Consider the following 13,087-nt stretch of genomic DNA (forward strand, 5'->3'; position numbering starts at 1 on the left):
CCACATGAGCACCGCCGGTATCCCCACCTCCACGCCGCTCGACGGCACCGGCCTCACTGTCACGATTGTTGCGGGCCGCTGGCACGAGGAGATCACGAACGGCCTGCTCGCGGGCGCCCACCGGGCGCTCGCTGCAGCCAACGTGACCGTCACCGAGATCCGCGTGCCGGGCAGTTTCGAGCTGCCCGTGGTGAGTCGCGCGGCGCTCGAAGCGGGGGCCGACGCCGTGGTGGCACTCGGGGTGATCATCCGGGGCGGCACCCCGCACTTCGAATATGTATCCGATGCCGCCACCAGTGGCCTCACCCAGGTCAGCGTGCTGACAGGCAAGCCTGTGGGCTTCGGCGTGCTCACCCTCGACGACGAAGCGCAGGGCCTCGACCGCGCCGGCCTGCCGGGTTCTCGCGAAGACAAAGGCGCCGAGGCCGCCGATGCCGCTGTGGCCACCGCACTGGTGCTGCGCGAACTCAAACAGACAAAGAACTGAGAGCCCACCCCTTCGCGGGTCAACCACAGTGTGACGAAGGGCGAAGCACAAACTTCGCCCTTCGTCACACTGTGGTTGACCCTGCGCCCGACCGACGCCTCACCGTTTCAGTGTCTTCACATATTCCTGCCTGAAAGCCGCTATGTCTTCGCCCACGATTGCCCCGACCGTCGCCGCCGTCAACACTCGTTCGAGAGTCATTCTCGCGAGCCTCATCGGCACGTCGATCGAGTTCTACGACTTCTACGTCTACGCCACCGCTGCGGTGCTGGTGTTTCCGAAACTCTTCTTTCCCAGCACCGACGCGAACGTGGGGCTGCTCACCTCATTCGCCGTCTTCGGGGTTGCGTTCATCGCCCGCCCCATCGGTTCGATCATCTTCGGGCACTTCGGTGACCGCATCGGCCGCAAGAAGACGCTCGTCGCCTCGCTGCTCACGATGGGTATCGCCACCGTCGTGATCGGCCTGCTGCCCACGTACGCCTCGATCGGCCTGTGGGCGCCAATTCTCCTCACCGTCATGCGGTTCGCCCAGGGCCTCGGCCTCGGTGGCGAGTGGAGTGGCGCGGCACTGCTGGCCACCGAGAACGCCCCGAAGGGCAAGCGCGCCATCTACGGCACTTTTCCGCAGATGGGTGCGCCCATCGGCTTCATTCTCGCCAACGGCGTGTTTCTCGTGCTGAACATTGTCATGTCGCCCGACACCTTCACGGCCTGGGGCTGGCGCGTGCCATTCGTCGTGAGCGCTGTGCTGGTCATCGTGGGGCTCTACGTGCGGTTCCGTCTCGTCGAGACGCCCGCTTTTCAGAAGGTACTCGACTCGGGTGAGGTCGCGAAGGTTCCCGTGGCCCGCGTCTTCAAGAGCAGCTGGCGCCCGCTCATCCTCGGCACGTTCATCATGCTCGCCACCTACACCCTGTTCTACCTGATGACCACGTTCACGCTGACCTACGGCACCACGCCGACGACGGCTGCGACGGCCGGTCTCGGCTACAACCGCAACCAGTTCTTGATCATGCTCATCATCGGCGTCGTGTTCTTCGGCATCTTCACCCTCGTATCGGGCCCGCTCGCCGAGAAGTACGGTCGCCGCAAGACGCTGCTCTTCACCACTGCCGGCATCATTGTGTTCGGTCTGCTCTTCGTTCCGTTGTTCGGCGGCGGCGTGGTGGGCACCATGGCCCTGCTCATCATCGGCTTCACCCTGATGGGGCTCACCTTCGGCCCGATGGGTGCGGTTCTTCCCGAGCTCTTCCCGGCAAACGTGCGGTACACCGGGTCGGCCATCAGTTACAACTTCGCCTCGATTCTGGGTGCGGCGGTGGCCCCGTTCATCGCGGTGGCGCTCTGGCAGGCCGCAGGCGGCAGCGCAGTGCTGGTGGGCATCTATCTGAGCGCGATGGGCATCATCACTCTGATCGCTCTGTTCATCAGCCGCGAGACGCGCGATGTCGCGTACGACGACAACCTGAGCTGATCGGGCTGAGCCGGCGGAAACTGGCTTGCCGCGGCGGCTATGTCACGTCGAATCGACAGGACCGCTATTGCCAAGACTCTCTCGTGAACGTTCGACTATAAGACGGATCTTGCTGAGCGGTTGACGCTTGAAGAGAGGAGGTCGAATGCGTCCGTGACGAAGCTGTCGAGGGTGCGTCCGGGAGTGGCGATCCATTGAGCTGCGGCGTGATGGAAGGTCGCCCAGCAGACCGCTCCAACGAGATCGGCAGCGTCTCGTGTCTCTCCGCGGCCGCAAAGGGCATCCGCGAGGGCTGATGCCATAGCGGCCCCCTTAGCGAGGTCTCTCTCGAGCAAGGCGGGAGTCTCGGCGATGATGCGAAGCCGAGTCGCACCCGCTTCCTTGTTGTCTTCTAAGACATGAGTCGAAGCAAGGAGCGCGTTCCGGAGAACGTCCACGGGTGGCGTACCGTCCGGTTCGGCGATGACAGAAGCGATCAAGGACTGATGGAGATCGTCTTGACCACCGAAGAGTACCTCGCGCTTATCCGGAAAGTGACGAAAGAACGTCCGTTGATTCACGCCCGCCCGATCAGCGATGTCGGCAGCAGTCGTGCTGTCGTATCCCCGTTCGGCGTATAGCTCCAGAGCTGCCTGTTGAAGACGTCGGCGGGCTTCGAGTCCACTTCGCGGCATGCTCCGAGCCTACCGCGATACCCGACGTTGCGCCAGATGCTGACATAACGTATGTGTTACATTGTGGCGCAACGATGCCACGTGGTTTGAAGGGGCGATCTCATGAGAATTTTCATCACCGGAGGGTCTGGGCAAACCGGTCCTGCCATCGTCACGGAGCTGATCCGTGCCGGACACACTGTCAGCGGTTTAGCGCGTTCGGATGCGTCCATAGGTGTCCTCGAGAAGCTCGGCGCCGAACCGGTAGGAGGATCCCTGGAAGATCTCGATGTCTTGGCGACTGCCGCGGGCGCAGCCGATGGAATCGTGCACATGGCCTACGGCGGGGACTACGCCGACCCTGAATCGATGATCCGCCGTGAAGTGAACGCGATCACAGCAATAGGAGACGCGCTCGAGAACTCGAACAAACCGTTCGTCGTGACCTCCGGCACGCTCGTTCTGCCGCATGGGCGAGAGACGTGCGAGGAGGACAAGCCCGACCGTGACGGCGCTGCTGCTGCTCGACTCGCCGGCGAGGACGCGTGCCTGGCGTTCGCCGATCGAGGCGTGCGTGCGATCGTGCTGCGCCTCGCGCCCACCGTTCATGGCCCGAGTGATCATGGGTTCATGCCCATGCTCATCAGCACGGCAAAAGAAACAGGTGTGTCGGCGTACGTGGGAAGCGGATCGAACCGGTGGCCGGCGGTCCACCGCAGCGACGCGGCGCAGCTCTACCGGCTCGCGGTCGAAAGCGCTCCCGCGGGGAGCGTTTTGCACGCCGTCGCGGAGAATGTCTCTTTCTTCGACATCGCCCAAACCATCGCCGCGGGACTCAGCGTTCCGACGATGTCGTTGACTCCCGACGAGGCGGCGGCGCACTACATCAGCCCATTCATGGCCGCTCTATATGGGGCGGACGCCCCGGTTTCCAGCGCTCGCACGCAGCAACTCCTGGGCTGGAGCCCCACCCACGAAAGCCTGCTTGCTGACCTCGCCCAGGGCGACTATCTCACGTAGCCATTCACGACTGTCAGGGAGCTTCGGCTGACTGCCAACTACCCCACCACGCAATTGCTCGGCCATAGAGGAGCGCAAAGATATCGTGAGATCCGGCGCCGTACCGACTTCGTTGGGATCTTCCCGAACCGCGACGCGATCATCCGCCTCGTCGGCGCGGTACTTGCCGAGCAGACCGATGAATGGGTCGAGGGCCGCCGCTATCTCGGCCTCGACATCCTCACGAAAAGCCGCCTCACCCTCGACCCTGCGCTCGCTACGGCTGCTGCCGGAGTGAAGCCGCCACACGCTTCAGACGCATCCGGGATCGCATTGAGGTTCGCCCGGATTAGCGTTGATGAATGAGATCTCTTGGCGACGACCGCGGCCCGCGTCAGCAGCTTCCCCCGGGCATGCCGCGCAGGTTTGCGCAATACGTACCAGTTGACAAGTCGCTGCCGGATCGGCCAGTTGTGAATGTCGGCGGCTATGACGAGCTGGTCGAGGCTGTGAATTCCGAAGGCAGGACTCTGTGGCCGAATCACGCTGGGTAGTAATTCAAGACGGCCATCCGCTCGTGAAAATCTCCGAGAAGAATTCGGTAGACGTCGTTGGCTTTGCGCGGAGGCGCCTTGATATCAAAGCACCCACTCTGGTGGAGACCTTTGCACACGTCGTGAAACTTGTTTCCCGAGGTTAGTGACCTCTGCGCGTCGGAGTCGAGGGTGCGAATCTAGCGCGCTACGGCAGCGGGCGGCGAATGGCGCCCGCCGCCGCGCTCAGCGCCTGACCGGTGGAGCCGTGCTGGTGCGCACCAGCAGCGACGACGGAGCCCGTACCGACGACTTGCGCGCCGGTGCACCGCCGAGTTCGTCGAGCAGCATGCTCGCCGCGAGCCGACCTTGCTCGTACGGGTCTTGCGCAATGGTCGTGAGCCCGAACGACACGGCGAGGTCGTGGTTGTCGACACCGACCACCGAGAGTTGGCTCGGCACCGAAATACCGCAGTCTGCCGCCGCGAGAATTGCACCGATGGCCATTTCGTCGGAGTTCGCCACAATGGCGGTCGGGCGTTCACCCGGGCGCCTCAGCAGTTCTGTCACGACCGCGCGGCTGATGGCCAACGAGAAGCGGCCCGAGAGCATCCATTCGTTTCTGACAGGCAGACCGGCCGACCCCATTGCATCTCGGTAGCCCAGTCGTCGGGTCAACGGCACACGACGGTTCATGCCCTCGTCGTCGTCGCCCCCCAGGTGCGCGATGGCGGTGTGGCCGAGCTCGATGAGATGTTCGGTGGCCGTGCGACCGGCGCCGCGTTCGTCGATGCCGATGTGGCGCATGCCTTTCACCGGGCCGCCGATGACGAGTGCCGGATGCCCGAGAGACAGCAGTTGCTCGCGTTCGGGCTCGGTGAACTCCATGCAGAGCGCGATGAGTGCGTCAGTTCGTTTGCGAAGGATCGACCGGTGAAAGACCCGCTCGCGATCCCCCGACCGGCTCGCCAGGTTGTAGAGCATCAGATCGTAGTTCGCCGCACGGAGCACGACATCGATGCCCTCGAGCACCGTTGTGTAGAACCAACGACTCACCGACGGCACCACCACGCCCATGGTGAGCGTGCGCCCGGTGGCGAGACCCGAGGCCGTCAGCGAGGCGACATAGCCGAGCTCGTCGGCCTTCGCCTGCACCCGTAGACGGGTGGGCTCAGAGACGTTGGCGAGCCCACGCAGAGCCCGCGAGACCGTTGCAGTCGAAACACCCGTGGCCCGAGCCACATCGTCGATGCTCGTCACAACTGAAGTTCACCTCACTCACGCAATTCGGCGGAGGCTGCCTCGTCATCGCGCAGTTGCCGTGCCACTCGGGTGCGCAGCCGAAGCAGACCGGCGAGCAGGAGAACGAGTACAAGAAGCGTCAGCGCCCAGCCGAGAGCGGCCGTTCCCGTCAACTCTGCCACAACAGTGATGACGAAGAATGCCAGTGCGAAGAAGCCGAGAATGCCGATGGCGATGTCGATGGCCTCCTGCCGGCTGGGGCTGAGGAAATTCATCCCTTCACGCCGCCCGCGGTCAGACCGGCCACGATGCGCCTCTGAAAGATGAGCACGAGTATGACGAGGGGAATCGTCACGATCGTTCCGGCCGCCATGACCGTGGTGTACGGCTCCTGATGGGGCTGGCTGCCCGCGAAGCTCGCGATGGCAACGGTGACGGGTTGAGTGGCATCGCTTGAGAGCTGGCTTGAGATGAGGTACTCGTTCCAGGAGGAGATGAACGCCAGAATCGCGGTGGTGAACACGGCTGGGGCTGCCAGCGGCAGGATGATCTTGCGGAACGCCTGCGCCTGCGTGCACCCGTCGATGCGGGCCGCCTCTTCGAGATCCCACGGCATCTCCCTGAAGAACGAGGTGAGCGTGTAGACCGTCAGCGGCAGCACGAACGAGATGCTCGGAAGGATGAGCGCCTGGTAGCTGCCCATCCACCCGATGTTCGTGAAGAGCTGGAAGAGCGGTGTGATGAGAGCAACACCCGGAAACATCGAGGCCCCCAGAATGACGCCCAGCAGAATGCCCTTGAATCGAAAATCGAGTCGCGCGAGGGCATACGCAGCGAAGATTCCGATGATGAGGGCGATGGCGGTGACACACACCCCGATGAAGAGGCTGTTCAGAAGCGCCTTGCCGAGGTGGTTGCCGAGCTGCGTCGAGAAGGCGGTGGTGAAGTTGTCGAAGGTCACGTGCGTGGGCCAGAACGCAGTGTCGTAGGTGTAGCCCACGTCGCGGAATGCGGTGACGATCATCCAGTAGAACGGCGCCAGGCACCAGAGCACAATGACGGCGGCGCTGATACCGGTGCGGATTCCCCTGCCGCGGCCTCGCCGCTTCATGGCGATGGCGCGTGTGTCGACCGCGGCCACGGCTCGGTCACGGGCGACGGTGCGCGTGGCGGTTGCTGCGATGGCGCTCATTTTGCTGCTCCCTTTTGCTGGGCCTGCTGCGTGCGCACGACATTCGTGCCGAGCACGCGAACGAAGATGAAGGCCACGATGAAGATGATGATGAAGGTGATGGTCGAGAGGGCGGATGCACTGTTGAACCCTTGCCTGATCTGGTCGACGACCAGAATCGAGAGGGTCGTCGTGGCATTGCCTGTACCACCTCCGCCGCCGGTGAGAATGGCGGGCAGGTCGTAGATGCGCAGGGCGTCGAGAATGCGAAACAGCACCGCCACCATGAGTGCCGGGCGGATGAGCGGAAGCGTGATGCGCCAGAACTGCTGAAACGTCGTCGCGCCATCCATCTTGGCGGCCTCGTAGACGTCTTCGGGAATGATCTGCAGCCCGGCCAGAATGAGCAGGGCCATGAACGGCGTGGTCTTCCACGTGTCGGCGATGATGATGGCGAATCGGGATGCCCATTCATCGCTCGTCCACAGAATCTGTGTCTGCAGCAGCGCGTTCGCAATGCCGCTCGTGGCGAAGATGAAGAACCACAGCTTCGCCGTGACGGCTGTGGGAATGGCCCATGGCACGAGAATGGCCGCACGCACGAGGCCGCGACCCCGGAAGGTGCGGTTCATGATGATGGCCATCCAGACGCCGAAGGCCGTCTCGAGCGCAACTGTCACGACGGCGAAGAAGAACGTCACACCAGTGGCGTTCCAGAACTGCGAGCCCAGGTTGCCGGGCGGGCACGAGATGGTATTGCCCGACGTATCGAGGCACTGCTGCAGAATCCAGTGCGCGTAGTTCGAGATACCGGCGAAGCCCCCGGCCACGAACAGGCCGGTTGCCGGGTCGAGGCCGGCATCTTTCTGAAACGACATGATGATGGCGCTGACCACCGGGTACCCGATGACCACCGCGAGAAGAATGAGGGTGGGCGCCACGAGGTAGATCGCCACGCGTGTTTCGCCGCGGCGTTTCTTCTTGGCGCCCGTGCGCGGGGCGCGGGGAACCCCCGCAGGGGCTCCGACGACTTCAGTTGCTGTGGACATGTGACACCTTCACCGTTCTGTAGGTCGTACGGGTGGGGCGGCATCCTCGCCGCCCACCCGTACGCGCAGTGTTCGTTAGTTGCCGGTGCTGGCCGTCTGAATGGCGGCTTGCATGTCTGTCAGGGCCTGGTCGACTGTCTTGTCTCCCTTGATGGCCGCGTAGGCGTTGTCTTGCACGGCCTTGGTGACGGCCGGGTAGAACGGTGTCACGGGGCGCGGAACGGCGCTCGAGATCGAAGCCTTCAGCGTAGAGAGGTACGGGAACTTCGCCTGCAGCGACGTGTCGTCGTAGAGCGACGACAGCACGGGGGCGAGCGAGCCCTGGCTCAAGAAGAAGCTCTGCGTGTCACTGCTCTCGAGGAACGCGAGAAAGTCGTGCGCGGTCTTCTTGTGAGCCGAGTAGACGCTGATCGCCGCGTTGTGGCCGCCGAGGGTGGATGCACCAACTCCGGTCATGCCGGGCAGGGGTGCCACGCCGAACGTGTCTTTCACGGTCGAGCTGCCATCGGTCTTGGCGAGGTTGTACACGTACGGCCAGTTGCGCATGAACAGCAGCTGCCCGGCTTCGAAGGCCGTACGACCCTGCTCCTCCTGGTAGGTGATGGCGTCGGCTGGAATGTTGCCGTTCTTGTACGCGTCGACGAGGTTCTGCAGGCCTGCCTTCGCCTGGGGAGTGTTGAGCGTTGGCGTCTTGCCGTCGGTGCCCACGATGGAGCCACCGGCGGTGTTGATGGCCTCAGACACGTTCACCGTGAGGCCCTCGTACTTCGCGTACTGGCCGGCGTAGCAGCCGATGCCGTTCTGCGTGGCGATCGAGCAGTCTTTCATCATGTCTGCCCACGTGGTGGGTGGCGTGGGCACAAGGTCTTTGCGGTAGTACAGCAGGCCACCGTCGGAGGTCTGCGGTGCCGCATAGAGCGTGTTGTTGTACGTGGCCGTGGCGATGGTGGGCTTCAGAAGCAGCGAAGTGTCGACGGCCAGACTGTCTTTCAACGGCTGAAGCCAGCCCTTGGCGGCGAACTCGGCCGTCCACACCACATCGACGTCGACGACATCGTAGTTGGCGTCTTTGGCCTGGAAGTGCTGCACGAGGTCGTCGTGCTGCTGGTCGGCCTGGTCGCTCTGCTCTTTGAACGTGACCACCTGGTCGGGATGCGCGGCATTCCACTTGTCGATGATGGGCCGAACGACGTTGCTGTTGTCTTTGCCCTGAACGTAGGTGATGGGGCCGACGCCGTCGAGATTGTTCGCCGCGTCTCCGCCGCCCGAACCGCTGCCGCCTCCGGATGAACAGCCGACGAGCGTGGCGCCCATCAGCGCCATGCCTACGACGATGACACTCACTCTTGATACATGCACTGTGAAACTCCTCGTTGAGTCAGGAAGGCTCTGTTGCGCCTTGCGAACAGAACCTATACGGTGGCAAAACCAAATGCAAGCGCTTGCGGCAACCGCTTGTCATGTACGCCAGCTGTGAGGTCTCTACCGCCAGCTTAGTTGATTTATACTCATGTGTGATGCGAAGGAGAATCTCTGTGGCCGAAACGGCACCCACCCAGCCCGGCACGACGGGTAGTTTCACCACTGGCGAGTGGTGGCGCGACGCCGTCATCTACCAGGTGTACCCCCGATCGTTCGCCGACGGCGATGGCGACGGAATGGGAGATCTGAGAGGAATTGAAGAACGTCTCGGCTACCTCTCAGAACTGGGCATCGACGCGGTCTGGCTCTCCCCGTTCTACCGTTCGCCACAGGCCGACGGGGGCTACGACGTGGCCGACTATCGCGACGTCGACCCACTCTTCGGCACGCTCGCCGACTTCGACCGCATGCTGCAGACAGCCCACGAGCTCGGGCTGAAGGTGATCGTCGACATCGTTCCGAACCACACGTCGAGCGCGCATCCGTGGTTCGTCGAAGCGCTCGAATCTCCCTCCGGCAGCCCCGAACGGGCTCGTTACCTGTTCCGCACCGGCACCGGCGCGGCAGGCGAATTGCCGCCCAACAACTGGAGCTCGGTCTTCGGCGGTTCGGCCTGGAGCCGGGTGAACGACGCGTCGGGTGAATGGTACCTGCACCTGTTCGACACGTCGCAGCCCGACCTGAACTGGCGAAACCCTGAGGTCGTCGACGAATTCAAGAGCATCCTCGCGTTCTGGGCCGAACGCGGGGTCGACGGCTTCAGGGTCGACGTGGCGCACGGGCTGATCAAACACGACGAACTGCCCGACTTCGAGGGCATCACCGGCGAGATGCTCGAGGGCGGCGGCAACCGCGGGCCCATGTGGGATCAAGACGACGTGCACGAGATCTACCGGGGCTGGAACGAGGTGCTGAAGGCGTTCGACGGCGACCGCATGCTCGTGGCAGAGGCGTGGGTCGCCCCGGCCGAGCGCCTCAGCCGGTACGTGCGGGCCGACGAGATGCAGCAGGCCTTCAACTTCGACTTCATGACCGTGGGGTGGAACGCGGGCCGCATGCGCGACTCCATTCAGAGCGCGCTGGCGACCAACCGCGCGGTGGGGGCGACCACCACGTGGGTGCTCTCGAACCACGACGTGGTGCGGCATGCCTCGCGTTTCGGGCTGAGCGACCCGTCGGCGTGGCCGAAGGGCATCAGTGCGACCGACGAGCAGCCCGACAGCGCACTCGGCGTCGCCCGTGCCCGCGCGGCGACGGTGGTGATGCTCGCGCTGCCAGGTTCTGCCTATCTCTATCAGGGCGAAGAGCTCGGCCTGCCAGAGCACACCACGCTCGAGGCAGAGCTTCGGCAAGACCCGAACTTCTGGCGCACGGCCGGCGTCGACATCGGCCGCGACGGATGCCGCGTGCCGCTGCCGTGGAAGGGCGACGCGCCGGGGTTCGGCTTCGGCCCGTCTGGCTCGACCTGGCTGCCGCAACCGGCTTCGTACAGCGAGCTGGCTGCCGACCGTCAAGATGGCGATCCGTTGTCGACCCTCGAGCTGTACCGCCGGGCCCTGCTGCTGCGGCGAGAGTTGCAGCTCGGGCGCGCCGAGCTCTCGTTCAACGCCTCGACCGGCGACACGCTCGACTTCACGGTGGCCGGCGTGCGGGTTCTGGCGAACCTCGGGGCAGAGCCCGTCGAGCTGCCCTCGCACCATGAGGTGCTGCTCGTCAGTGACGACGCAGCGGTCGACGCCGGGCAGCTGAACTCTAACGGGTCCGTCTGGCTGCGCTGAGCGTGGGTGTGCGGATGCCCGGGGTTCGAGGTCAGGTCGAGGTCAGTGGGGCGAAATAAGCTGTACCGGTGACTTCCTCCACTGAACCACGCGCCACGGGCGCCGCACGAGGCCGCTCGGCCCGGGCATCCGAAACCACCCGCACCGGGCGGGGCAGGGGCCGCGGGCGCGACCCCGAAGGCCCGCGCGCGAAGTTCAGCGATCTGCTGCCCTACCTGTTCGAGCACAAGAAGGTGCTGTCGCTCGTCATCGTGCTGAGCGTTCTCGGGGCCGGTGCGAGCCTCGCCCAACCGCTGCTTGTGAGCCAGGTCATCTCGCTCGTGACGGCCGGGTCGAGCCTCGGCGGCCTGGTCTGGCTGCTGGTCATTCTGGTGGTCGTCTCCGGTCTCATCAGTGGTTTTCAGCACTACCTGCTGCAGCGCACGGGGGAAGGCGTGGTGCTCTCGTCGCGCCGGCGGCTGGTGGGGCGCATGCTGAACCTACCCATCAGGGAGTTCGACACGCGGCGCACCGGCGACCTCGTGTCGCGAGTCGGCTCTGACACCACACTGCTGCGGGCCGTGCTCACCCAGGGCCTGGTCGAGGCCATCGGCGGCTCGCTCACCTTCGTGGGTGCGCTCATCGCGATGCTCATCATCGACCCCGTGCTGCTCGGGCTCACCGTTCTCGTGGTGGGGGTCTCCATTGTCGTGGTCGTGCTGCTCTCGGCGCGCATCCGGGTGGCCAGCCGCCAGGCGCAGGAGAAGGTCGGCGACCTCGCCGCGAGTGTCGAGCGGGCCATCAGCGCCGTGCGAACCGTGCGTGCGGCCAACGCCACCGAGCGTGAAGTCGCTGCGGTCGAGAAAGATGCCGAAGGTGCGTGGCTGATGGGCATCAAGGTCGCCAAGATCTCGGCGCTCGTCGTACCGGTCTCAGGCATCGCCCTGCAGGTCGCGTTTCTCACGGTCATCGGCGTGGGCGGCTACCGCGTCGCGAGCGGCGCCATCAGCGTGGCCTCGCTGGTGTCGTTCATCCTCTTTCTGTTCATGATGATCTTGCCGCTCGGGCAGGCTTTCGGGGCGTTCACGTCGGTCAACTCGGCGCTCGGGGCGCTCGGGCGCATCCAGGAGATCATCGACCTGCCGAGCGAGGGGCAGTTCGACCGCGACGAGGCGCCGCTCGGCGGGGTGGCGGGGGCTGCGGCGCTGGGCGCCGCGGGCGCGGCGGCTGGCGCTGGCACCGCCGCCGGCGCGCGCGTCACGGGTTTCGCGCCCGGAGACGCGAGTATCGCGGTCGAGTTCGACGAAGTCCGGTTCGCTTACGCCGAAGGCGCTGCTCCCGGTGACGGCGCGAAAGACGGGCGGGGCGCGAAGTCAGGCCCGGGCACGGCGTTGCTGGCGGGCGCTGGGGGGTCGGGCATCCAGAGCACAGCGGTGCTGCACGGGGTGAGCTTCGCGGTGCCTCGGGGCAAGCGCATTGCGCTCGTCGGGCCCTCGGGTGCCGGCAAGAGCACCATTCTCGCGCTGATCGAGCGGTTCTATGACCCGACCGGCGGCGCGATCAGGGTGGGCGGCGTTGACATTCGGCAGCTCGATCGGCGGGAACTCCGCTCACAGATCGGGTACGTCGAGCAAGATGCGCCCGTTCTGGCTGGAAGCATTCGCTCGAACCTGCTGCTGGCCACACCCGACGCAACCGACGAACAGTGCGTGGCCGTTCTCGGCGCGGTGAACCTGCTCGAGGTGCTCGAGCGGTCGCCGCAGGGTCTGGATGCCCCGGTCGGCGAAGAGGGCGTCATGCTGTCGGGCGGCGAACGCCAGCGTCTCGCCATTGCGCGGGCTCTGCTTGCTGCACCGCCCATCCTGCTGCTCGACGAGTCGACCTCGAGCCTCGACGGGCTGAACGAGCAGATGCTACGGGAGGCCATCGATGCCGTGGCCGAGAACCGCACGCTGATCGTCATCGCGCACCGGCTGTCGACCGTGGTCGACTCCGACCAGATCATCGTGCTCGACCACGGATCGGTCGTCGGCGTCGGCACCCACTCCGAACTCGTCGTCTCGACTCCCCTCTACCGCGAGCTAGCCAAGCGCCAACTGCTCGTCTGACCCCACCTCCCGGCCCCACCTCCCGGCCCCCGTCTCGCCGCCCCCGCTCGCCCCTCCGCCGGCCACCGCGGCACACCCCACATCGAGTCGGGGGGGGGGGGGGGGGGGGGGGGGGGGGGCCCCCCCCCGGCGGGGGGGGGGGGGGGGGGGGGGGGGGGGGGGGGGGGGGGGGGGGGGGGGGGGGGGGGG

Annotated in this window: 11 protein-coding genes and 1 pseudogene; 6 read left to right on the forward strand and 6 right to left on the reverse strand. The window is 65.2% G+C overall.

Annotated elements, in window-relative coordinates:
* Positions 1-4 precede the first annotated feature (4 nt).
* Together ribH and QN358_RS04270 are read left to right on the forward strand one after the other, a co-directional pair.
* Entirely contained in the window at positions 5-487 is a 483-nt protein-coding gene (gene ribH / locus QN358_RS04265) for a 6,7-dimethyl-8-ribityllumazine synthase (protein WP_136642873.1), read from the forward strand.
* A gap of 142 nt (positions 488-629) precedes the next feature.
* Complete coding sequence (locus QN358_RS04270) at positions 630-1,964, forward strand: MFS transporter (RefSeq protein WP_136642872.1); 1,335 nt, start codon at positions 630-632, stop codon at positions 1,962-1,964.
* Between the two features lie 95 nt (positions 1,965-2,059).
* On the opposite strand, the gene QN358_RS04275 is transcribed toward QN358_RS04270, so the two are convergent.
* The gene (locus QN358_RS04275) at positions 2,060-2,638 is read right to left on the reverse strand and encodes a TetR/AcrR family transcriptional regulator (protein ID WP_136642871.1); all 579 of its coding nucleotides are present in this window, start codon (positions 2,636-2,638) and stop codon (positions 2,060-2,062) included.
* A gap of 102 nt (positions 2,639-2,740) precedes the next feature.
* Here QN358_RS04275 and QN358_RS04280 point away from each other — a divergent pair, with 102 nt between their 5' ends.
* Positions 2,741-3,637, forward strand: a complete 897-nt coding sequence (locus QN358_RS04280) for an SDR family oxidoreductase (RefSeq protein ID WP_323511704.1) — start codon at positions 2,741-2,743, stop codon at positions 3,635-3,637.
* Positions 3,638-3,721: 84 nt separating this feature from the next.
* Positions 3,722-3,982 (forward strand): annotated as a pseudogene (locus QN358_RS04285) (transposase); the annotation flags it as partial.
* Positions 3,983-4,395: 413 nt separating this feature from the next.
* Here QN358_RS04285 and QN358_RS04290 read toward each other — a convergent pair.
* The 5 genes from QN358_RS04290 to QN358_RS04310 form a co-directional block, all read right to left on the reverse strand.
* Entirely contained in the window at positions 4,396-5,409 is a 1,014-nt protein-coding gene (locus QN358_RS04290; protein ID WP_136642869.1) for a LacI family DNA-binding transcriptional regulator, read from the reverse strand.
* Between the two features lie 14 nt (positions 5,410-5,423).
* A complete protein-coding gene (locus QN358_RS04295) occupies positions 5,424-5,666 on the reverse strand; it encodes a hypothetical protein (protein WP_136642868.1) in 243 nt (80 codons plus the stop codon).
* The gene (locus QN358_RS04300) at positions 5,663-6,502 is read right to left on the reverse strand and encodes a carbohydrate ABC transporter permease (protein WP_136642893.1); all 840 of its coding nucleotides are present in this window, start codon (positions 6,500-6,502) and stop codon (positions 5,663-5,665) included. The genes QN358_RS04295 and QN358_RS04300 overlap by 4 nt, the downstream gene beginning before the upstream one ends.
* 77 nt (positions 6,503-6,579) lie before the next feature.
* Positions 6,580-7,611, reverse strand: coding sequence for a carbohydrate ABC transporter permease (locus QN358_RS04305; RefSeq protein WP_136642867.1), 1,032 nt, complete (start codon positions 7,609-7,611; stop codon positions 6,580-6,582).
* Positions 7,612-7,686: 75 nt separating this feature from the next.
* Positions 7,687-8,934 (reverse strand): ABC transporter substrate-binding protein, encoded by a 1,248-nt coding sequence (locus QN358_RS04310; RefSeq protein WP_136642892.1) that lies wholly within the window; start codon positions 8,932-8,934, stop codon positions 7,687-7,689.
* A gap of 194 nt (positions 8,935-9,128) precedes the next feature.
* Between QN358_RS04310 and QN358_RS04315 the strand changes: the two genes are divergently transcribed.
* Both QN358_RS04315 and QN358_RS04320 read left to right on the forward strand, forming a co-directional pair.
* On the forward strand, positions 9,129-10,811 hold the full coding sequence (locus tag QN358_RS04315; protein ID WP_136642866.1) for a glycoside hydrolase family 13 protein: 1,683 nt from the start codon (positions 9,129-9,131) through the stop codon (positions 10,809-10,811).
* Between the two features lie 68 nt (positions 10,812-10,879).
* On the forward strand, positions 10,880-12,898 hold the full coding sequence (locus QN358_RS04320) for an ABC transporter ATP-binding protein (RefSeq protein ID WP_136642865.1): 2,019 nt from the start codon (positions 10,880-10,882) through the stop codon (positions 12,896-12,898).
* Positions 12,899-13,087 lie beyond the last annotated feature (189 nt).

Source organism: Subtercola sp. RTI3 (assembly GCF_035018625.1).
Taxonomy (GTDB): Bacteria; Actinomycetota; Actinomycetes; order Actinomycetales; family Microbacteriaceae; genus Subtercola; species Subtercola vilae.